The organism is Pseudarthrobacter sp. rb (genome assembly GCF_056389225.1).
On the sequence record NZ_JBWJAR010000010.1, the window covers coordinates 53,558 to 73,829 of the forward strand.

General features: G+C 65.3%; 20 protein-coding genes. 11 read left to right on the forward strand and 9 right to left on the reverse strand.

Going from position 1 to position 20,272, the window contains the following annotated elements; all coding sequences use genetic code 11:
* Positions 1-126: 126 nt before the first annotated feature.
* The 4 genes from ACWRN3_RS14355 to ACWRN3_RS14370 form a co-directional block, all read right to left on the reverse strand.
* Positions 127-690 (reverse strand): copper resistance CopC family protein, encoded by a 564-nt coding sequence (locus ACWRN3_RS14355; RefSeq protein ID WP_476741059.1) that lies wholly within the window; start codon positions 688-690, stop codon positions 127-129.
* 13 nt (positions 691-703) lie between these two features.
* On the reverse strand, positions 704-1,438 hold the full coding sequence (locus ACWRN3_RS14360; RefSeq protein ID WP_476741060.1) for a YcnI family copper-binding membrane protein: 735 nt from the start codon (positions 1,436-1,438) through the stop codon (positions 704-706).
* Positions 1,439-1,566: 128 nt separating this feature from the next.
* On the reverse strand, positions 1,567-2,157 hold the full coding sequence (locus ACWRN3_RS14365; RefSeq protein WP_324642835.1) for a hypothetical protein: 591 nt from the start codon (positions 2,155-2,157) through the stop codon (positions 1,567-1,569).
* Positions 2,158-2,329: 172 nt separating this feature from the next.
* Complete coding sequence (locus ACWRN3_RS14370) at positions 2,330-2,536, reverse strand: hypothetical protein (protein ID WP_159631017.1); 207 nt, start codon at positions 2,534-2,536, stop codon at positions 2,330-2,332.
* Between the two features lie 600 nt (positions 2,537-3,136).
* On the opposite strand from ACWRN3_RS14370, the gene ACWRN3_RS14375 reads away from it, so the two are divergent.
* From ACWRN3_RS14375 to ACWRN3_RS14410, 8 genes are all read left to right on the forward strand, one after another.
* Positions 3,137-3,940: a response regulator transcription factor gene (locus ACWRN3_RS14375; RefSeq protein WP_476741061.1), complete on the forward strand. Its 804-nt coding sequence runs from the start codon at positions 3,137-3,139 to the stop codon at positions 3,938-3,940.
* Between the two features lie 244 nt (positions 3,941-4,184).
* A complete protein-coding gene (locus tag ACWRN3_RS14380; protein ID WP_476741062.1) occupies positions 4,185-4,667 on the forward strand; it encodes a response regulator in 483 nt (160 codons plus the stop codon).
* Positions 4,664-5,092, forward strand: a complete 429-nt coding sequence (locus tag ACWRN3_RS14385) for a LuxR C-terminal-related transcriptional regulator (RefSeq protein WP_324642831.1) — start codon at positions 4,664-4,666, stop codon at positions 5,090-5,092. The genes ACWRN3_RS14380 and ACWRN3_RS14385 overlap by 4 nt, the downstream gene beginning before the upstream one ends.
* Positions 5,093-5,166: 74 nt before the next feature.
* Positions 5,167-6,063, forward strand: coding sequence for a diacylglycerol/lipid kinase family protein (locus ACWRN3_RS14390; RefSeq protein ID WP_255173033.1), 897 nt, complete (start codon positions 5,167-5,169; stop codon positions 6,061-6,063).
* A 420-nt stretch (positions 6,064-6,483) separates the two neighbouring features.
* Entirely contained in the window at positions 6,484-6,924 is a 441-nt protein-coding gene (locus ACWRN3_RS14395; RefSeq protein WP_255173032.1) for a hypothetical protein, read from the forward strand.
* 40 nt (positions 6,925-6,964) lie between these two features.
* Positions 6,965-7,231: a hypothetical protein gene (locus tag ACWRN3_RS14400; RefSeq protein WP_255173031.1), complete on the forward strand. Its 267-nt coding sequence runs from the start codon at positions 6,965-6,967 to the stop codon at positions 7,229-7,231.
* Positions 7,232-7,404: 173 nt separating this feature from the next.
* Positions 7,405-7,896: a hypothetical protein gene (locus ACWRN3_RS14405; protein ID WP_324642829.1), complete on the forward strand. Its 492-nt coding sequence runs from the start codon at positions 7,405-7,407 to the stop codon at positions 7,894-7,896.
* 212 nt (positions 7,897-8,108) lie between these two features.
* Positions 8,109-9,590, forward strand: coding sequence for a DUF4832 domain-containing protein (locus ACWRN3_RS14410; protein ID WP_476741063.1), 1,482 nt, complete (start codon positions 8,109-8,111; stop codon positions 9,588-9,590).
* A 34-nt stretch (positions 9,591-9,624) separates the two neighbouring features.
* Here the strand turns inward: ACWRN3_RS14410 and galE are convergent, their stop codons facing one another.
* The 5 genes from galE to ACWRN3_RS14435 form a co-directional block, all read right to left on the reverse strand.
* The gene (gene galE, locus ACWRN3_RS14415) at positions 9,625-10,653 is read right to left on the reverse strand and encodes a UDP-glucose 4-epimerase GalE (protein WP_255175638.1); all 1,029 of its coding nucleotides are present in this window, start codon (positions 10,651-10,653) and stop codon (positions 9,625-9,627) included.
* Positions 10,649-11,731 (reverse strand): putative glycoside hydrolase, encoded by a 1,083-nt coding sequence (locus ACWRN3_RS14420; RefSeq protein ID WP_324642827.1) that lies wholly within the window; start codon positions 11,729-11,731, stop codon positions 10,649-10,651. Before ACWRN3_RS14420 ends, galE begins: the two co-directional genes overlap by 5 nt.
* On the reverse strand, positions 11,728-13,485 hold the full coding sequence (gene pelF, locus ACWRN3_RS14425) for a GT4 family glycosyltransferase PelF (protein WP_255173027.1): 1,758 nt from the start codon (positions 13,483-13,485) through the stop codon (positions 11,728-11,730). Before pelF ends, ACWRN3_RS14420 begins: the two co-directional genes overlap by 4 nt.
* Before the next feature lie 80 nt (positions 13,486-13,565).
* A complete protein-coding gene (locus ACWRN3_RS14430) occupies positions 13,566-15,026 on the reverse strand; it encodes a hypothetical protein (RefSeq protein ID WP_255173026.1) in 1,461 nt (486 codons plus the stop codon).
* A gap of 663 nt (positions 15,027-15,689) precedes the next feature.
* A complete protein-coding gene (locus ACWRN3_RS14435; RefSeq protein ID WP_255175637.1) occupies positions 15,690-16,151 on the reverse strand; it encodes an Lrp/AsnC family transcriptional regulator in 462 nt (153 codons plus the stop codon).
* A 160-nt stretch (positions 16,152-16,311) separates the two neighbouring features.
* On the opposite strand from ACWRN3_RS14435, the gene pdhA reads away from it, so the two are divergent.
* From pdhA to ACWRN3_RS14450, 3 genes are read left to right on the forward strand one after another with little or no spacing between them, the layout of a single operon-like run.
* The gene (gene pdhA / locus ACWRN3_RS14440) at positions 16,312-17,538 is read left to right on the forward strand and encodes a pyruvate dehydrogenase (acetyl-transferring) E1 component subunit alpha (protein ID WP_476741064.1); all 1,227 of its coding nucleotides are present in this window, start codon (positions 16,312-16,314) and stop codon (positions 17,536-17,538) included.
* Complete coding sequence (locus ACWRN3_RS14445; RefSeq protein ID WP_476741065.1) at positions 17,535-18,656, forward strand: alpha-ketoacid dehydrogenase subunit beta; 1,122 nt, start codon at positions 17,535-17,537, stop codon at positions 18,654-18,656. The genes pdhA and ACWRN3_RS14445 overlap by 4 nt, the downstream gene beginning before the upstream one ends.
* A 2-nt stretch (positions 18,657-18,658) precedes the next feature.
* Positions 18,659-20,152, forward strand: coding sequence for a dihydrolipoamide acetyltransferase family protein (locus ACWRN3_RS14450; protein WP_476741066.1), 1,494 nt, complete (start codon positions 18,659-18,661; stop codon positions 20,150-20,152).
* Positions 20,153-20,272: the final 120 nt, after the last annotated feature.

A 20,272-nucleotide genomic window follows, 5' to 3' on the forward strand; every position in this document is an offset into this window, starting at 1 on the left:
ACGTGAATCCAACTCCTTGTGAATGGCCGAACCCCGGCAGTTTTCCATGCAGGGGAACATAGGTTGACCCACAGCATATGTTGGTTCGGAGCGTGGTTCAAGGCGCCCAGGCGGCGCCGGGCAAGCTCAGCCCTCGTCTGCCGGATTCCGCAGCTTGCGCCGGATCAGGATCCCGGCCACAACCAGGCCGAAGACCAGGACGGCGGCGACTACCCCCACTACAACCAGTTGCGCGGGAAGCCCCGTGTCGGCGACCGTGGCGTTGGCCGTCGGTGCCGCCGCCGGCGCCGCATTCGGGCCGCCGGCGGTGAAGGTGAAAGTCCCCTCCATGGGGTGGCCATCCGAGGACACCACCCGCCACACCACCTTGTACTTTCCCTGTGGAGCGCCTGGCTTGACCGCCTGGCTGACCTGGTTGTCCACGATCTGCACCGGCCCGTCCGCCTGGTCGGTACCGCTGGCATCCTCCACGCGCACGATTGAGTTGATGGCGATGGGGGTGTGGTCGAAGGTCAGTTCGATCTTCGCCGGCATCGCGCTGACTGTGGACCCGTTGGCCGGGTTGCTGGATTCGAGGGCGTCGTGCGCCTGGGCCGGTGCTGAAGAAACCAGCAGGAACGCGGCGGTGGCCAACGGCAGCAGCATCCTGGCCAGCCAGGCCGCCGGAGTGTGGGTAGGCGTCGTCTTCACAATGTTCCCCAATCTACTTGCCGGCGGCGCGGGTACGGCGGCCGGCCAGGACCAGCCCCAGTGCTGTTGCGCCGAGCACCAGGCCTGCCGCACCCAGGACCACGCCCCACACGGACGTGGCATCACTGGAATCCTGGGCCGTCCGGGTCACTGCCTCGGAGCTGGGCGCCGCCGACGCAGTGCCGGCGGCAGCGTCGTCGTCGGCCGTTGTTATAAAGGACGGGGCCGGATGCTTGGGTTCCGGCTGCCCTTCAGCGCTCTCTTCGTCCCACTTCACGACGCTGCCGTCGGTGTAGCTTTGGGCCGCCTTCAGGGTGACCTTGGTACCCGCGGCGGGCAGCCGGCCCACGGACAGCGAGAACGCCTGGTACTGGTTTTGGCCCAGCTGGTGGGCTTCGTCGGCGGTCCAGACCACGGAGGTGGGCGCCTTGGTGACCGTGGTACCGGACACCGTGACGGGCTTGGGCAGGTCGCCGGTGATCACCTGCGACGTCCAACCCTCCACGGGCTTCACCGAGACGGAGGTAAAGGGCGTGTCGGTTGGCAGCGTGACCTCGAGTCTGGTGGTCTTCGCTGTGGGGGATTCATTGGGGACGTTGAACGTCAGGTGGGAGTAGCCATTGGCGCCGGTGTCATCCGGGTCCACGCTGACGTGGGCGGACGCGGCGCTGGCGCCTGCGGCGATGATTCCCGCGGCGGCAGCGGCGGCGGTGAGGGTCTTGAGGGTACGGCGGAATGAGGTGTTCAAAGCAAGCCTTCCAAGGGGTGCGCCAAAAAGGACCGCGTACGGCGGCGGCGCAGAAATACAGGGACAACGCGGCCCGCCCACGCCTGCCAGGGGGCAGGTGGGGACGGCGCGGAAAGTCGGGAGCCGCTTTAGATCGCGGCGTGGAAGGCCGGCGGCCCGCGCAGCGCAGGCAGGCGCAGGTTCCGCCACCGGAAAGGAATAACGACGGCGGCCGGCGCGGGAAGGTGCGGCCATTCAGGAATGGCGGCGGCGGACAGGATCCGGACAAGTGGCCGCAGCCAGGCGGCCAAGGCCCAGGCGGCTGCTTCGCCCTTGGCCAGGACCAACGCCGTGGCCAGGGTTGCCGCGACGTGCAGGGCCAGCATCAGGGCACCTGGTACGGCGGCATGTTCCGGCATCAGGGCCGCGGCCGCAGGGGACACCGCTGAGGCGTCATGGATGTGGCCGCCGGCGGTGGGAGTGAACGATGCGGACACCGAGAACGCGTCGAAAGCCCAGTGCAGGACCAGTTGGCTGGAGCCCAGGAGGCCGATCATCGCGGGCATGCTGATCTTGGTCTTTGACAGGATCGTAACCGGCGCCAGGACCAGCGCCACGATTCCTGCGACGATGGCCGGCTGCGGCAACAGGCCCCCTGCAATAACGTGAGCCCCTGCGGCAAGGATCAGCATGGAGGCGGTGAAGGCTATGGCCCGGGGGACGCGGAACGGAGCGCTCATGCCAGTCGCCACCCTTCCCTTTACAGTTGCCACCCTCCACTGTAAGGAACCACCCCCATGGGCAGGTAATCAACTTCGGGATGTGGAGGAGGTCGGAACGCCGGCTGGGGGGTGAAACAGCAAAGCCCCTGGTGGAGGCCAGGGGCTTTGCTTCGAACTGCGAGGGGGTGCGCTACTCCGCGAGCTTGGCGACCGAGTGCGCCCAGATGAAGAACTTGTTGGTGCCCAGATCCTTGACGGTCTTGATATTCAGGGCCTCCTTGAGCTTCTGTGCGTCGCTCTCGGACAGACCCTTCAGGGCCTCGACCGGCGCCTTGGCCAGATCATCAATGCCCTTGTCGAGATATTCCTTGTCGAACTTCGCGTTGATTCCAGCCATACTGTCTGTCCTCCTGGTGCTCGTTGGGCCTCATTGTGTCGTGGGACACTGTGGCCATTGAACCACGGCAATTCTCAAAATGCACAAGTATTCAAATTGGCCATTCCTTACCCCCTCCTGCAACGGCTCCCAGCAATTACCCAGCAACCGGAACGTGGGCGCGGAGGGCCCTGTCGGGATGGGGCCAGGGCAGGTAGGCGCCATCTTCCCCGTCCTCCCCGTCATCTACTTTCCTTGAGTAGTAACCCTGCTTACCATTGGTAAACTGCCGGTGACCTGCGGCTTCGTGGTGCGAGTGCGCGCGGGGGCAAGTAGTCCCCTCCCGGAAGACAGGTAGCCACTACGGGGGCCGTCCCCGGCAAATGCCCCTAGTCTGCAATTCGATGGAGGTCCGGCGCGCGCCAGTGCAGGAGAGGGGATGGGCGGAAATGGCGAATTGCGTGAGTTGCATAACTTTGGACCCATCCGCCACATGAACGGCTTCGAATGCCTACTACCGTATAAAAGGGCCAAAAAGACCTTGGACGCGGGCACATTAAGTTTTGGAATTTGTTGTCTGCGGAAATCAGCCGGGTTTGGCCAAGGATTTGATCGGGGGAATTGTTGGAGCGCGGGACGGTAGTGGTTGTCGAGGACGATCCGGACATCAGTGTTGTGGTGTCCGGGATCCTGCGTGAGGCAGGATTCGGCATCCATGCATTCGACCATGGGCAGGCCGGGGTTGACGCCGTGAATAAACACAGCCCCGAAGTGGTGGTGGTTGATCTCGGACTGCCGGACATCGACGGATTCGAAGTGACCCGGCGCATCCGGACCTTCAGCAATGCCTACGTGCTGATCCTGACCGCGAGCAGCCAGGAACTGGACACCATTCTGGCCCTGGAGGCAGGCGCCGATGACTACCTCACCAAACCCTTCCGCGCCCGCGAGCTGAGGTACCGGGTGGAGGCACTGCTGCGCCGGCCCCGGCTCCGCACCGACACTCCACACCTGACGGCCTCGTCCCTGCAGCCGGCACCCCCAATGGCCCCGGACGCGCCAACTGATGTTCTGGACGGCCCTGAGTCCCTGGCCCACAACGGCCTGCACCTGCATGTCTCCACCAGGACGGTCAGTGTGGACGGGGTGGAAGTCCGCGGACTTACCGCCTCCGAGTTTGAGCTGCTGTACACCGTCCTCATCAACGGACGGGTGGTTCTGAGCAAGGAAGACCTTGCCCAGTCGATGCGTGGGGGGCAAAGCGCGGACGACGCCCTGGACCGTGCGCCGGATGAACAGGTGATCCAGGTGCACATCGCCAATTTGCGGAGGAAACTGGGCGATAGTGCAGCAAAGCCTCGCTGGATCGAGACGGTTCACGGATTTGGCTACCGACTGGCGGCACCCATGGACCAGGAGAACTAAATAACGTTCCGGACGGGGTGCTGGGACTCTGCTTATAGGGCTAGCCTGTAAATGAGTCGGCAAGTTCGTTCGCTTTTCCAACAGATACCTGTGCGGCAGGTGACTGTTCTCCTTTTCGTGGTGGGCCAGAGTGGCAGCAGGAGACTAACAAGCGCCTTTGGGGTTTCGAAGGGCGAATGAACGGACGAATATGGCCACTGGCCAAAAGCCCGGTTCAGCGGCTTCCTGTGGGCGCGTGTATGTCGTGACTGGCGAAGAGCTCGTCCGACGGGGTTTGCGGAGGTTGCTGGAGGTTAACGGGTTCAGCGTTGCCGGTGAGTCGGGGTCTGTCCGCCAGGCGGCGCGCCGGATCCCTGCGGTACGCCCGGATCTGGCCATCATCGACGATGATCTTCCCGATGGTTCCGGTGCCGGGCTTTGCCAATCTCTCGTGGCGGCTGATGGAACCATTCGGTGTGTGCTGATGACGGGTGAAACTGACGAGGCGGTGCTTATTGGGGCTATCCTGGCCGGCGGGTGGGGGTGTCTGTCACAACAGGATGACAATGAGGAGCAGCTCAGGCTGATCCGGCGGGCCATCCAGGGGTACACAGCCTACAGCCGTCGTTTCCAGACCGGCATCCTGGCTCCGATCCAGGCTGACGGAACGAACGGGCCCGACGGCCGGTTGGGAATGCTTTCAGAACAGGAGATGAAGGTGGCGGGGGGGGGGTTGCCCGGGGGTTGACCAACGGCCAGATCGGCCAGGAAATGTTTTTGGCCGAAAAGACCGTGAAAAACATGGTCTCATCGGTGCTGATGAAACTCGACATGTCGCGCAGAACCGAGGTCGCGGTGTTCGTCTCCGGGGAACTTGAGCACACAGGGAACCTCGCACAGGAGTACCGGCGCAGCCGTGACACAGACCTGATCGCGGAAGTCACCGCGGCGCTCGTTATCTGCACCAGTGAGGCGGGCAGTGTTCCGCCGTCCAACAGAATGCTCTTATTGAACGCCATGCGACTTGCTGATTCCCTGGCGGCTACCCGCGCCCGGCCTCACGCCGTTAGACTCTTGCAGGAACGACGGACGAGAGTGCATGGCCCTGAGACCACCACCCCAAGGCCAACCCCGCGCGGCACTGACAACGCTCCCGAGCGGGGCCAGTACTAAGGGGCCGGACAGTTTCCCACTGGCACTCCACTGCCGGAGCAGAATCTGGGTGCCAGCGGTTTGGAAGGGCGGCTATGTCGAGTGCGCAGGCGCCTGTGGACCGTTTTGATCGGGTAGTCCTGGTCTTCAATCCGGGTAAGCCCGGCATGGTTGCCAGGATCGACGAATTACAACAGGGTCTGACTGCCGGATTGCCGGAGCTGCCGATTGAGTTGCTGCCAACGGAGTTTGCCGGGCACGCCCGTGATCTTGCACGCTCCGTGGCGGCGAAGGGAACCCCTCTCATTGTTTCCGTCAGTGGTGATGGCGGATACCACGAGGTGGTCAACGGGGTAATGGACGTTCCCGGCAGCAGGGCGGTGTGCACTGTTGTTGCGGCAGGCAACGCCAATGACCATCACCGCAGCATGCCCGCGCCGCCGTTGCCGGAGGCCGTCCGCGAAGGCCGGGTCCGCCACATCGACCTGTTGCGCATCACGTACGGCGGGAAACACCGCGAGCGGATTCAGTACGCCCACTCGTATGTAGGTTTCGGGCTCACACCGTTGATGGCGATCGGCATCGAGAGGGGCGGCAAGGGGAAAATCCTCGAACTCCTGTCCGTCGCCCGCACACTCTCTGCGTTGAGGCCCTTTGAACTCGTCCGTGCAGACGGGGCCACCGCGCGCTTCGACAGCCTGATCCTCGCCAACATTTCGCGTATGGCCAAGTACGGGACGGTCAGCGAGATGGGCAGCCCCGACGATGGCCTGTTCGAGGTCGTGACGCTCCCGCATGCCGGGCGTTGGAAGATGGCGCTGATGACCCTGCGGGCTGTGACGCTGGGACTAGGGCACCAGCCCAGCGTCAGCAGCTATTCCTTCACAACGCGGGATGCTGTTCCTTGCCAGATCGACGGCGAAGTCGTTCATCTTCCAGCCGCCACGCATGTGCTGGTGGAGAGCGCGAAGGGCGCCCTGGCTGTTATCTGACCCTGGGCACCCTTGCTGTGTCTGTGGATTGTGGGAATGGGACGTAGCCAGGGGCAGGCCGGGGTTTGGAAGCGTACAGAACTAATTGGTGGGTTTTCACCGGTCGTGGCCCACGAGGGCGTACAGTCAGGGTATCGGGACGCTGTGACTGGACATCCGGTTTCCTGAGCAATGAAACCAACTCCGCGTCCGCCGCCGGCACATCGGCGACTGTGGCATCCCGTCACGGCAATGAACACGTGGTGATCAGTTGGGACAACGAGGGCGGCCCTGGCCGTTCTGCTCCGCAGGCCGGCCCCTCCGGCCGATGCCCTCCCCTTATAAGGGGCCCGGTTTCGGGTCCCTTGACCCCAGTCACAGTCGATCCGCCCGTCTCTGCGGTTCTGACAGTGCATCTTCAAGAAACGTTGGCGCAGTGCCATGACCACCACCCAAGAACAGCCTGTCCACGTCGAGGGGCGCCTTGCGCTCAGCGGCGTCCTGGCCTCCGCCCTGCCTCACGACCTCGGTACGGCCACGGGCGCCTCTCGTTACACCGTCCCGGCCGTGTTCTCCCGCAGGCCCCAGCCCCGGGAACTCGATTTGCTGCATGCCAAGAGCGTCACCCGGCGCTTGGCGGAGGAAGGATACAGCGACGTCGAACTGCGGGTCTCTGACCGCCGCCTCCTGATCACCAACACCAATCTGCAGGACCTCAAGTCAGGGCTTGCCCACCTTATCGGCATGATTCTGAGGGACATTTCCGTGCAGGCCGAAGCTGAGCGCGCCCACAGGTCTGAAGAACTGGATGCCTTGGGGATGCTTGAGGAACAACGACTCGAAGCTATCCGTCAATCCGCGGCCGAAATCCACTTCGACTAACACCCGTAACCAGCCGTACCCAAACCCGCAAAGGAAACAAATGACTTCCATGCACCTTGAGAAGTACTGGCACCGGCTGTCCCCGGCCAGCAAGCAGTGGCTCATCGACAATCCTGGCTGTGTAATTCTGCCCCGCACCATTTCGGCGGAAATAAATGCCGAATCCGGAGAGGACGCTGATTCTGATAATCACGGCGAGACTGTCCTGTCACAGGAAAACATCGAGTTCATCCGGTCCAAAACACACCAGGAAGAACCGTCCCCGGCACCGCCGACCTACCGGTTCTTCGACTCTGTACAGCCCTAAATCCCGGGCCCCTGGAGAACGGGCGGCAGATACTACGAGTCATCCAAGAATGCCCCTACCTTAACAGGGGACACACGAAAACCTGAAGCGTGATCCCTTGCCCGCTGGTTCAGTGCGCGTCCCAGATGCGCCCCCTTTGCCGGAAAGGGGGCGAGGCGGGGCATAGTTGGAGTATGGCAACCTACGATTCCCGGAGTTTTTACACACGCGGTGATTCCTTCAGTGTTGGAGCTTCCCGGGAACACATCGAACGCTCGCTTCTGGACTTTGGGGCAACCGACGTGCTTTTCAGCCAACGTGGCCATCTCAATGCCATCTCGTTCAGAGCCTGCGGAAGGCAATTTCGGATCGTCCTCTCTTTGCCGCAGAACGAGGGAAGCCCTACGGTTCCGGGTGGACTGTCCGACGTACCCGGCAGGGAAGTTACCGCAAAAGTGCTCGAACTCGATGCCCGTCGATTCTGGCACGCCTTCGCCCTGTCGACAGATGCCAAACTCGCAGCGGCGGCAGCCGGTGTTGCAACACTCGAATCCGAATTTCTGGCCCATGTGGTGCTCCCCGGGAACCATACGGTGATGGACGAACTCGAACCGGTCATAGCCTCTGCCTACAGGTCCGGGCAGCGTCCCTGCATCAGTACTGCTGCTGGACCACGGACCGATTGAATACACGGGCCATGGCCCAGCCAGGAAGGATCCATCGGTGGGCCGGAAGGCACATCTTATTGGGACCGGGGCGTGTTGCGAAATGATGGAAACCCAATGGCCACTTGTGGAGCCCTGCGTTTTCAGTTTGAATTAGCGCCGTCGCACTGGGCGACTTTCGTGTAATTCTTGGTCTCGCAGGTGCCTGGCACCGCCTTTAGGAAGAAGCTTCAGTGAAAGCGTTGCACAGGCTGGGTGCTGTTCTGTTTCCGAATATTGTCCGCCCGCGCGGAAAGACAAAAGGGATAGCCAACGCTGCCGCGGCATTGTCCTTGTTGGCGGGGCTGCTATCCCTCACCATCCCTTCCGCCGGCACGGTACCCAGGGCGACGGCTGCAGACATCAAGCCGGGGGAGTGGGTTTCCCTGGCGGCCGGTCCGGCGCCGGCCAGCAACCCGCTGCAGGGCTTTGTCCCATACGCCGGGAAGTACGGTTCCCTGCCCTATTCCATGGAATGGTTTTACATACCGGTGAACGCCGTGGTCACGGGGCCCGGCACCTACGACTGGTCCGCCCTGGAATCCCAGCTGAACGCCATTGCCGCCCGCGGACACCAGGCCGTCTTCAGGTTCTACCTCGACTACCCCGGCAAGCCAACCGGCGTTCCCAAATACCTGTTGGACGCCGGCCTGGCCACCCACTCCTACACCGACTACGGCAACCAGGGCATCAGCGTTTCCCCCGACTACAACGACCCGCGCATGGCCCAGGCGCTGGACAGCTTCATCGCGGCCTTTGGCTCACGGTACGACGGCGACCGGCGCATCGGCTTCATCCAGGCGGGCCTGCTGGGCTTCTGGGGCGAATGGCATACCTACCCCCACGACGGGTGGGCCTCGCCGGAAAACTGGTCGGCCTCGGCCACGGAGCAACAACTTGTCCTGCAGGCCTACACAGCCGCCTTCACCAGGACCAAGCTCCAGGTGCGGTACCCCACCACCGCCAACAGCAGCCTTAATGTGGGCTACCACGACGACTCGTTCGCCGCCGAAACCCTGCCCGGGAGCGGCTGGAGTTTCGTGGACAAACTGCAGCAGGCCGGCGCAACCAGCAAGTGGCTCACCCAGCCGGTGGGCGGCGAACTCCGCCCCGAGCTGCAGCCCTGCCTTTTCGACGCCGTCCCCTGCCCCTGGGTGGCCGATCCGGCCCAGAAGGACTTCCCGGGGAGCGTGGCAGCCACCCACGCTTCGTGGCTGCTCAACCAGTACGCCTTCAGCCCAACGTACGCAGGGACTGCCCAAAGCACTGCTGCCGCAGCGTCCCAATCGCTGGGCTACCGGTTCCAAGCCACCGGCTTTTCCCTGGCGCCCGGAACCGTGAAGGGACAGAGCGACCTCAGCGTCACCATCCGCAACACCGGGGCGGCGCCGTTCTACTACGACTGGCCGGTGCAGGTGGCTGCCGTGGGCGGCGACGGGAAGATCGCCAGGACCTGGACCACCTCCTGGAAGCTGACCACGATCAAACCCGGCATGGCACCCACCCTGGCCACGCCCCTCAGCACCAGCGGCCTCGCCGCCGGCTACTACACGCTGGTGCTGCGGCCGGTGAACCCGCTGGCCAATGGTGTCCCGCTGCGCTTTGCCAACGCCGCCCAGGACCAGACGCTGCCCGGGTGGCTGACCCTGGGACGCAACTACTTCCCCGCATCCTGACCGCCGGCCACAGCCACGCCGCGACAGCCGGCTTTCAACTGGCTGCGGCCTCCATGCGGTAACCGTTCGGGTTGTTCTGCTGCCAACGCCAGGCATCGGCGCACATGTTCTCCAGCGTTTCCGCCGCCTTCCACCCCAGGTCGCGGAAGGCCGCCGTCGGATCCGCCAGGCTGACCGGGGCGTCTCCCGGGCGCCGCTCCGCCAGGCTGTAGGGGACTGCAGTCTGCGCCGCCTTTTCGAAGGCGCGGATGATTTCCAGGACGGAGTGGCCGCTGCCGCTGCCCAGGTTCCAGGTGTGGACCCCCTCGTGGGCGGCAAGGTAGTCCAGTGCCGCCAGGTGGCCGGCGGCGAGGTCCATCACGTGGATGTAGTCGCGGACCCCGGTGCCGTCGGATGTTGGGTAGTCGCCGCCGAAGACGTTCAGCATGTCCCTGCGGCCCACCGCCACCTGGGTGACGTACGGGAAGAGGTTGTTCGGGGGCCCCTGCGGATCCTCGCCGATCTGGCCGGACGGGTGGGCGCCCACCGGGTTGAAGTAGCGCAGGAGGGCCAGCCGCCACCGGCCGTCGGAGGCCTGCACGTCCGTGAGGATCTCTTCGATCTGCTGCTTGGTCCGGCCGTAGGGGTTGGTGGCCCCCAGGCTGCTGTCCTCCTTGAGCGGCATCTGCGGGTTGCTCCCGTACACGGTGGCGGAGGAGCTGAAAACGAGGGTCCGCACATCGTGGGCGTCCATGGCCTCCAGCAGGTTCAGCGTCCCCGTGACGTTGTTGCGGTAGTAGCGCAGGGGCTGGGACACCGATTCGCCCACGGCTTTCAAGCCCGCGAAGTGGATCACCGCCTCCACCCCGGCGGCCGCGAACACCTGGTCCAGCGCCGCGGGGTCCGTGATGTCGGCCTCGTGGAACGCCAGGCTGCGTCCGGAGAGTTTCTGGACGCGCAGCAGCGACTCCACCTGGGAATTGCTGAGGTTGTCCACCGCCGTGACGTCGTGCCCGGCCTCGAGCAGTTGGAGGATGGTGTGGGACCCGATGTACCCGGCGCCGCCGGTAACTAGAACCTTAATGTCTCTGCCCTCGCTGATAGACAACCCCGCTCTGCGGAGCCAAAACCACATGGTGGGGTGCCGGTTGCCCGGCGGCATCAACCAGCCCGGACGGGACTTTGAGGCGTCGCCGGCTGCGGCCGTCATTGTTGAAGTTCACGGCCGCCCAGCCGCCGCTGAACGTCCGCTGCCACACATGCCGCCGGCCCTGGGGCTGCCCCTCGGGATGTCCCAGGGGCCAGTCCAGTTCCTCGATGTGCTGGGTGCGGCTGTAGTCGTCGTGGCCGGTTGCCGTGTAGGAGCCCGCTCCGCCGCCGAAGATCCAGAACGCCGCCAGGCCGTACCGGAAGTTGGGGTGCGCGTCGTCGCCATCGGTGGGGACGCGCAGGATGGAAAGGCCGGGCCCGTCTGCCTGGGAAAGCTGCGCCTCGGCCGTCCGGGGATCGAACAGGTTTGCCGGGCCGTAGCCCAGCCACACCTCCTCGAAGCCGCCGCCGTACGCCGCGTGGGAATCCCAGCGGCCCGGCAGGCGCCGGGATTCGGCAATGTTGGGCACCAGGACCTTGCCCACACCGTTCAATGCCGCACCCGCGGCATGGACGAGCTTGTCCAGGCCCTCCCGGAAGTCGGCCATGGATGCCGCGTCCTGCACCGGGGGCCGGATGCCGTAGTAGTCGTCAAAGACGTCGTTGTCCGCCATCACGCCGTCAAAGGGGGAGCCTGCCAGCTCCCTGGTGACGTTCTCCACCCAGCGGGCACGGTACTCCGGGTCCCACACCTTCATCTGCCAGTGGCCGCCGTAGCCGTTCCACTCGATGCGCGCACCGTCCAGCCGCGTGGCGAACCATGTGCCGCCGTCGTCCTCTGCCTCCCGGTACGTCACCCCGGAACTGAAGACGGGCCCCGGTTCATACGCCCGGGTGGAGGACAGGCACTTGTAGCAGAGCACCGTCATGTCCGGGCGGCGGCGCTTGAGCTCGGCCGCCGCGTCCAGCTCCCACGGCTGGAGGATGGCCGCGCGGTAGTGCTCGGCGGCGAAGTCGATCTGCGCCGGAGAGATGGGATCGCCGTAGCGGATCCACGCACCCACTCCGGTCACAGCGGCACCACGGTGAGGGCTTCGGTGGGCAGTTCGTCCACGGTTGCCATGTCCAGCGCTGTTACGTCCGCAGCAGCCGATTCCACGACCGGCAGGTCGCCCAGGGCGCGGTAGATCTGATTATAGGACCGCATGACCTCATGCATCTGGAAGAACTCCTGCACGCGGGTGCGGGCGTTGGCCGCATACTCGCCGTAGGCGTCCAGGTTGCCGATGACTGCCTGGACCGCGTCCGCCATCTGCACCACGTTGCCCGGTGTCACGGTTTCGCCGCAGGCGCCGATGGTCTTCCCGTCCGTAGTCAGCAGGTCATCGGCGATGAGCTGGGCCACGCCGCCAACATCGGAGCCCACCGTGGGAATGCCGGCGGCCATGGCTTCCAGGATGACGATGGGCTGGCCCTCGTTGTAGCTGGGGAGCACCAGCAGGTCGAACTGGTCAAGCATTTCCCGGACATTGACGGTGCCGTGGATGGTGACCTTGTCCTGCAGGCCCAGGGCCTCGATCTTGGCCAGGCAGGCCTCGTAGTATTCGGGCACGTGCTCGGTGGGGCCCAGGACGTCCAGGTGCAGGTTCGGATAGCCGCGCTGCGTGAGGACCTCCATGCTCGAAAGCAGGTCCAGCAGCCCCTTGATGGGCACCACGCGGGCGATGTAGACCAGGCGCCAGACGTGGTCTGCGGAGTCCTGCCGGAGGTTTTCCAGGACCTGCCGGCGGGCCCGGTACTTCCCGTCGAACTCCTCGATGACCATGCCGTTGGGCACCACCACGGACTTGTCGATGTCCGTTCCCAGGCGGGCTGCCTCGGTGATGGCGCTGGGGTAGAGGTAGGTGATCAGGCGGGCGCTGGGGTAGCAGAAGCGTCCCATTTCCGTCCACCAGGCCATCCAGGCGCGTTGTTCCGCGGTGACGTCGAAGAGCCGGTAATCGTCGGCCGTGATGGACAGGGCCATGTTGCGGTCCAGCAGGGTGTTCACGGTGTCCCGGACATACAGGTTGTGTTCGGTCAGCAGGAAGGCGGTGTCGTGGTCCCGCGCCGCGGCGGCCCCCAGCAGCGAGGCGTACCCGGTGGTGTGTGCGTGGTAGACCTTGGCGCGGGGCATGGTCTCGCCGGTGATGGCGTACGCCAGGGAGAAGAAGTTGCGCAGGACCCAGAAGGATTCGGCCAGCGGAAGGTTCAGCTGCGGCATGCGATCCTGCAGCGCCTGCATGAATTCCCGGGAACCGAGCAGGGCCCACAGGGGGTACTGCCGGGTCCGCTTGTTCAGGCCCTCGTCAATCAGGTCCCACAGCGGCTCCACTTCGCCGTATTCGGACAGGGCGTAGATGGCGTCAAAAAGCCGGTGCGAGAGCTCTTCGCGCTGCTTGGAGTCCATGCCCAGGTCCTTGACGGTCACCGCCATGTAGTCGTGCCGGTGTTCCTCCATGCTGAGGAAGACCGTCCGGACCCAGCGGACGTTCTCGGGCATGCCGTAGAGGTCCGTCAGGGGCGCGCTGGAGTCCCAGGTGATGTGGATGATGCCGTAGCTGAGGTCCGGGTTGTGGGTGACGATGTCGTGCACCACTGCCGAAACGCCGCCCTTGAGGTAGGGGTAGGTGGACTCCATCACGATGGCCACGTCAACGTCCTGGTACTCGACATCCCGGTTCCCGGCATCCATGGGTGCCGGGGCGGCTGCCGGTCCGGCCAGGAGCACTGACGGGGCCGGGTTGCTGTTCCAGCGGGTCTTTAGGTTCTTAAGGGTCGAGTACATGGTTGTTTCCTCATCTGGTGTTCTGGAGGCTCAAGAGTTTCGGACTGACTGAGGGACGTGCGGTGCTGGCGGGAGCCGCGTCACCACGTGGTGGCGTGCCGCCAAAAGAGGGTGTATTCGGGCTGGCTCCAGTGCCGCTTGTAGAGCGTCCAGCCGACGGCGATGAGGACAAAGTCAGCGGCCCCCAGGATCAGGTAGCTGGCCGAGTGCATCGATGTGCCGATCAGGTGGGCTCCGCCTGCGAAGGCGAGAATGCAGACGGCCAGATGCACGGCCCCGAGGATCTGGGGCGTGACTTTCTCGCCGATGAAGTCCAGCTCGTAGTTCAGGAGCGTGAGCATCATGAAGGACCACGAGGCCAGGGCCGAGGCAACCGTGAGCACGGTGTTGGCCGGGTCCAGGCCGGACACTGCAAGCGACACCGACAGGGTCAGCAGCCCGGCGATGGCTCCGGTGAGGACCACCGAGCGGTCCAGGACGCGGACCAGCCGGCTGGAGCTGCCCTTCAGGACGCTGACCGGGGCGGTGGCGATGTCGTGGTGCAGCCTGCCGAGGGCGCGGTCCACGCCGGGCGCCAGGTGGACGAAGTAGAAGTTGTAGGCGATGACTGCCGGGAGCATGGCCGCGAAAACAGCCACCACCTGGAACGCGCCGCCGGTCACCAGGAACAGCGCATACTTGTCAGCCCAGAGGACCGCGCCCATGAGCAGGCCACGGACCAGGTCAGTACCGAACACCCGTGCGCCCAGGTGCTTGGAGATGCTCAGGTGGCGCAGGCCCGAGCGCATGGCAACGAGCTGCGTGGCGGTTCCGACCAGCGGCGGCAGCCACCAGGCGGCAGGAGCGAGGAACAGTGCAGCGGCGTAGCCGGACCAGGCGGCAGCCCACAGGCCGCGGCGGTTGGCCACGTTGGCAAGAACCAGCGACTGCACGAACAGCAGGTGCAGGACGCACAGGACCACGTAGTGCATCATGGCGTCCCAGGACCAGCCGGTAGCAAGCCACAGCGGCACCGCGAACACCGCCACCAGGGGCAGGGACTGGACGAACATCAGCGGCCAGAACTGGCAGAACCGGCGGGTGATGTCCCCGAGGTTGCGCTCCTCCATGAGGTCACCGAGCACGCGGTAGATGGGGAGGCATGCAGCCTGGGCCAGCCACGGCACCGTGACCGACGAAGCCAGGACCACGTAGGTCAGCGGTACCCCTGCAACGTCGATGCCTGCCATGGCAGGACTCACCAGCGGGTAGACGGCGTTCAGCAGGAGCACCGGTGACAGGTACAGGAGCAAGGCTGCGCCCAGGCGTTCCTGGGAACCGCCTGCGGCCTGCTGGTCTGCCTTGGAGACGCGGGGAGTGACGATGAGCGCTACGGCCAGCAGCAGGGGAAGCACTGCTGCCGCCAGGACAAGGACAGGCGAGTCGCCGGTAAGGAACCTGCTGCCGAACGGCACCATGGCGGAGAGGGCCAGGCCCACAACAACGAACACGAACATTTGGCGGGCATAGGTGTCTTGCAGCAGATGTTTCAGTGACGTCATGTCTTCCTTCGGGCGGCAGGCGGGAGCTGCGAAACCTGTTGCCTTGGGAACACGCGGCTGGTCAGCCGCGCCCAGGGCAGCGGTGACGGCAGCGTCGTGAAGCGTAAGGGGTGTGATTGTGGCCAAGTGGGGGGCCGACGGCGACTGGGGGGATGTGCCCCGGTCTCAGGAGGGCACACACCGCCGCCGGCCCCGGTCAAACCCGGGTGGTCCCCTGCGGGGAAACCCGGAAGCTTTTGGGTGCGCGGAACGCGTTCCGCTCCGGGAAGGAGCGGCCCGGACACGACAATAAAGGCCCTAAATCAAGAACGGACCATTGAATCGATTAATAAATATCCAATGATTTGAGCAAAGGTCCTTAAGGCTTCCTGAAGAGGTCTCGCGGCGCGTTAAGGAGTGGCCGCAGGACCGGACGCAACCCGCCCCGGCGGCTAACTTGGGCCCTGGCAGGCCTGGTCCGTCGCAGAAGTCCGGAACGTCCTATGCTGAAAACCCGGCAGCGACGTACAACCGCAAAGGAGTCTGGCGTGCTCAACGGTCAAAGCGCAGGTGTAAGCATAGGCGCACTGGTGGCAGTTGCCGCCGCCCTGTACATCGTGATCGTGGTGCGCCGCAGGAAGTGAAGAGCGGGCGCGTCCGCGGTCGGGCTGCCCAAAGTTGGAATTACCGCGTATCCACGTCCTCGAACACCAGGAACGTCTGGGTATCGAGCACGCCGGGCATGGTCTGAAGTTGGTCGAAGATGACCCGGCGGAGGTCGATGTTGTCCACGGCCCGGACCAGCAGGATCACGTCGAAGTCGCCTCCCACCAGGGCAATGTGGTGCACCTCCGGGATGGCGCCCAGCTGGTCGCGGAGTTCGCGCCAGGAATCCTGCTTCAACTTCAGGGTCACGTAAGCCGAGGACTTCAGCCCCGCCTTAATGGGATCCACCAGCGCCGTGAATCGCGTCAGCACCCCGTCGCCGGTCAGCCGGGCAATCCGCGAGTACGCATGCGCCCGCGAGATGTGTACGTTGTCCGCCACCTGCGTGACGGACATCCGGCCGTCCCGGGTGAGCTCGGCAATGATGCGGCGGTCGATCTCGTCCAGCGGAACCTCAGCTGCAGCATCCTTGCCCGGCATATTGTCCACGACTCCCGTCGGTAATCCACGTCACAGTTACAATTCGTCTCCCATAGTAGGCAGTTTTGAGCAGCTTCTCCACGATTCGCGCAGGTGCTGGATACGAAACCTCCCTCAGGGCAATACTGGGAGGGAATAGTGGCTACCGAAGGACGGACCAATGACGATCTCCGCAGACCACACCGCGCCGGACACCACCAGCACCGCAACGCCAGACAATGCGCTGGCGGAAGCTGTGAAGAAGTTCGGCATCACGGTGGAGGACTACATGCTCCCCGCCCGGCACCAGATCCAGATGGTGGACCCGGACGGCCGGCTCAAGGCCGGCAGTGAGCAGGGCACCCAGCCCGGCCACGAATACCCCGTGCCCGGCGACAAGGAACTGCTCGCCGCGTACGAACAACTCGTCGTCGGCCGCCGCGTCAATGACCAGAACTCCGCCCTGGTCCGGCAGGGCCGCATGGCCGTCTACCCCTCCAGCCACGGCCAGGAAGCCTGCCAGGTGGCCGCCGCCCTGTGCCTGTCCGACGGCGACTGGATGTTCCCCACCTACCGCGACGCCGTGGCCGTGATGACCCGCGGCGTGGACCCCGTCCAGGTGATGACCATCTTCCGCGGCGACTGGCACGGCGGGTACGACCCCCTCAAGTACAAGGTGGGCATCCAGTGCACCCCGCTGACCACCCAACTGCTGCACGCCGTCGGCGTTGCCCACGCCGCCAAGCTCCGCGGTGAGGACACCGTGGTGCTGGCCATGTGCGGCGACGGCGCCACCAGCGAAGGCGACTTCCACGAAGCCCTGAACTTCGCCGCCGTCTTCCACCTGCCGGTCATCTTCTTCGTCCAGAACAACAAGTACGCCATTTCGGTGCCGCTGGCACACCAGTCCGTGGCGCCGTCGCTCGCGCACAAGGCCGTGGGCTACGGCATGGCGGGCGAACGCGTGGACGGCAACGACGTGGTGGCACTCCTCGCCGTCCTGGACCGCGCGGTGAAGCTGGCCCGCGAAGGCTCCGGGCCGTTGCTGGTGGAGGCCAACACGTACCGCATGCAGGCCCACACGAACGCCGACGACGACACCCGCTACCGAGAAAGCGCGGAAGTTGCGGAGTGGCGGGCCAAGGACCCCGTCAACAGGATGCGCACTTACCTGACGGACCGCGGGCTGCTGGACGACGACGGCGAGGCGCGGATCGCCGCGCACGCTGAAGCGGTTGCCGCGCAGCTGCGCGAGGGCCTCGGCGAGGACGTGCCCGTGGACCCTCAGGAGCTCTTCCGCCACGTGTTCGCGGTGCAGACCCCGCAGCTGAAGGAACAGTCCGCCATGCTCGCCGACGAGCTGGCCCGCGACGCAGCAGGCACTGACTCGAAGGAGGCCGGCAAGTGAGCCCCACTATCACCACCTCGTCCGAGGCCAACGGCAACGTTTCCGCCGCCACCGCCCGTGCGGCCGCCTCCGCAGCGGCGTCCGCGGAGGCCGCCGGCCCGCAGCCCGTCACCATGGCCAAGGCCCTCAACACGGCGCTCGCCGACGCCATGTCCGCCGACTCCTCCGTCCTTGTGTTCGGCGAGGACGTGGGCATGCTGGGCGGCGTCTTCCGCATCACCGACGGCCTCACCGCCACGTTCGGCGAGCAGCGTTGCTTCGACACCCCGCTGGCCGAATCCGGGATCGTGGGCATGGCTGTTGGCATGGCCATCAACGGGATGCGCCCTGTGATTGAGATGCAGTTCGACGCGTTCGCCTACCCGGCCTTCGAACAGATCGTTAGCCACGTGGCCAAGATGCACAACCGTACCCGCGGCATGGTCAAGCTGCCCATGGTCATCCGTATCCCGTACGGCGGCGGCATCGGGGGAGTGGAGCACCACTGCGACTCCTCCGAGTCCTACTACGCCCACACCGCCGGCCTGAAGGTCTACACCCCGGCCACCGTGGCGGACGGGTACCGGATGCTCCGCGAGGCCATCGACTCCGATGATCCCGTGGTGTTCATGGAGCCCAAGAAGATGTACTGGACCAAGGACTCGGTGGACTTGGGCGAGCTGCGCCGCCTTCACGAGCGTCCTGCGGAAGGCACGACGGCGGGACGCACCTCGGAGGGGAGGGCCGCCGTCGCGCGTCCCGGCACCGACGCAACGCTGATTGCCTACGGTCCATCTGTTCCCACCGCTTTGGCTGCCGCCGAGGCCGCAGCGTTGGAGGGGCGCTCGCTGGAAGTGATCGATGTGCGGACCATCGTCCCCTTCGACGACAAGACCGTGTGTGAGTCCGTCCGGAAGACCGGGCGGGCCGTGGTGATCGCCGAGGCGCACGGCTTTGCTTCCGTGTCCTCCGAGATCGTGGCCCGGGTGCAGGAACGCTGCTTCCACTACCTGGCCGCACCGATCCGCCGCGTGACCGGGTTCGACGTCCCGTACCCGGCGCCCAAACTCGAGAAGTACTACCTGCCCGGCGTGGACCGCATCCTCGACGCCGTTGACGACCTTCAGTGGGAGAACTGACCATGAGCGAACCACGCGTATTTTTGCTGCCGGATCTGGGTGAGGGCCTCACCGAGGCTGAACTCGTGGCCTGGCATGTCTCCGTTGGGGATGAGATCGCCGTCGACCAGCCCATCGCCGAGGTGGAAACCGCCAAGTCCGCGGTGGAGGTTCCTTCTCCCTATGCCGGGATCGTGGCCGAGTTGCACGGGAAGCCGGGGGAGACCCTGGACGTGGGGAAGCCGCTGATCTCGGTGACGCCGCTCTCTACTGGCGTCGCCGGGGATGATGCCGCCCCCGCCCCTTCGCCGGCCCAGCCCGAGGTGGAGCCGGCGGAGACCGAGCTTGCCGAGCCGAAGCCGGAGTCGACGGAAGCTGAGGCTTACCGTGAGGAGGAGAAGGCCGGGTCCGGGAATGTGTTGATCGGTTATGGCACTCCCGGCGGGCATGGTGTTGCCCGGCGCACCCGTGCCCGGAAGTCTTCCGTAGCCGTGGCTGAGCCTGCCGAAACCACGCAGGTCGGCCTGTCCAAGGAGGACGAGCTCGCGCTCCTGCGCACCCGGGTGCCCGGAAAGCTTGGCGCCGTGATCTCTCCGCTGGTCCGGCGGATGGCGCGGGAGCACGGCGTGGACCTCGGGGACATTTCGGGTTCCGGTGACAGCGGGCTGATCATGCGCCGTGACGTCGAGGCCGCCCTGCGGACCACCGCGCCGGCGGCAGCGCCGGAAGCCACGCCGGTTGCCGAGCCGGTGGAAGCGCCGGAGCGTCCCGTTGAGTCCGTCGAAGCCCCGGGACGCGACGCGCGGACGGGCCTTGCCGTCTCCGCCCGCACCCCGGTCCGCGGCGTGCGCAAAGCTGTGGCCGCGAACATGGCCCGCAGCCGGTCCGAGATTCCGGAAGCAACGGTATGGGTGGACGTGGACGCCACGGCCCTGATGGAGCTGCGCGAGGGACTGAAAGCCAGCGGGGTGGAGGTCCCCGGATTGTTGGCCTTCATCGCCCGGTTCGTCACTGCGGGGCTGAAGAAGTATCCGGAACTGAACACCCGGATTGAGACAGCCGACGACGGGTCGCAGGAGATCGTGGCCTTTGACGGGATCAACTTGGGTTTTGCGGCGCAGACCGACCGCGGCCTGGTGGTGCCTTCCGTGCGCGGGGCCGAGAAGCTCAGCGCCAGGGAGCTGGACGCGGAGATCCGCCGGCTCACCCAGGTGGCCCGGGATGGCAAGGCGACCCCGGCTGAGCTGGGCAGCGGAACGTTCACGCTGAACAACTATGGCGTGTTCGGCGTCGACGGCTCAGCGGCGATCATCAACCACCCGGAGGTGGGGATCCTTGGCGTGGGCCGGATCATCGACAAGCCGTGGGTGGTCAACGGGGAGCTGGCTGTCCGCAAGGTCACTGAGCTGACCCTGACCTTCGACCACCGGGTCTGCGACGGCGGCACGGCCGGCGGCTTCCTCCGCTTCGTGGCCGACGCCATCGAAAACCCCGCGTCCCTCCTGGCGGACATCTAGGCCAGCCGTCCTACGTTCAAGCAGCTTGAAAAAGAGTCTTTACGCCCTGGCCGCAAGTTGTTAAAGTGGTTTCCGTCATAGTCCGGATGGGCGCCGGGGCGTCCGGGAAGGGGGAGTGCG

What these genes read in the sequence shown, in the direction of transcription:
- ACWRN3_RS14365 (WP_324642835.1), bottom strand. Translation starts at nt 2,157, where the DNA reads ATGAGCGCTCCGTTCCGCGTCCCCCGGGCCATAGCCTTCACCGCCTCC.
- ACWRN3_RS14370 (WP_159631017.1), bottom strand. Translation starts at nt 2,536, where the DNA reads ATGGCTGGAATCAACGCGAAGTTCGACAAGGAATATCTCGACAAGGGC.
- ACWRN3_RS14390 (WP_255173033.1), top strand. Translation starts at nt 5,167, where the DNA reads ATGTCGAGTGCGCAGGCGCCTGTGGACCGTTTTGATCGGGTAGTCCTG.
- ACWRN3_RS14395 (WP_255173032.1), top strand. Translation starts at nt 6,484, where the DNA reads ATGACCACCACCCAAGAACAGCCTGTCCACGTCGAGGGGCGCCTTGCG.
- ACWRN3_RS14400 (WP_255173031.1), top strand. Translation starts at nt 6,965, where the DNA reads ATGACTTCCATGCACCTTGAGAAGTACTGGCACCGGCTGTCCCCGGCC.
- ACWRN3_RS14405 (WP_324642829.1), top strand. Translation starts at nt 7,405, where the DNA reads ATGGCAACCTACGATTCCCGGAGTTTTTACACACGCGGTGATTCCTTC.
- pelF (WP_255173027.1), bottom strand. Translation starts at nt 13,485, where the DNA reads ATGTACTCGACCCTTAAGAACCTAAAGACCCGCTGGAACAGCAACCCG.
- ACWRN3_RS14430 (WP_255173026.1), bottom strand. Translation starts at nt 15,026, where the DNA reads ATGACGTCACTGAAACATCTGCTGCAAGACACCTATGCCCGCCAAATG.
- ACWRN3_RS14435 (WP_255175637.1), bottom strand. Translation starts at nt 16,151, where the DNA reads ATGCCGGGCAAGGATGCTGCAGCTGAGGTTCCGCTGGACGAGATCGAC.
- pdhA (WP_476741064.1), top strand. Translation starts at nt 16,312, where the DNA reads ATGACGATCTCCGCAGACCACACCGCGCCGGACACCACCAGCACCGCA.
- ACWRN3_RS14450 (WP_476741066.1), top strand. Translation starts at nt 18,659, where the DNA reads ATGAGCGAACCACGCGTATTTTTGCTGCCGGATCTGGGTGAGGGCCTC.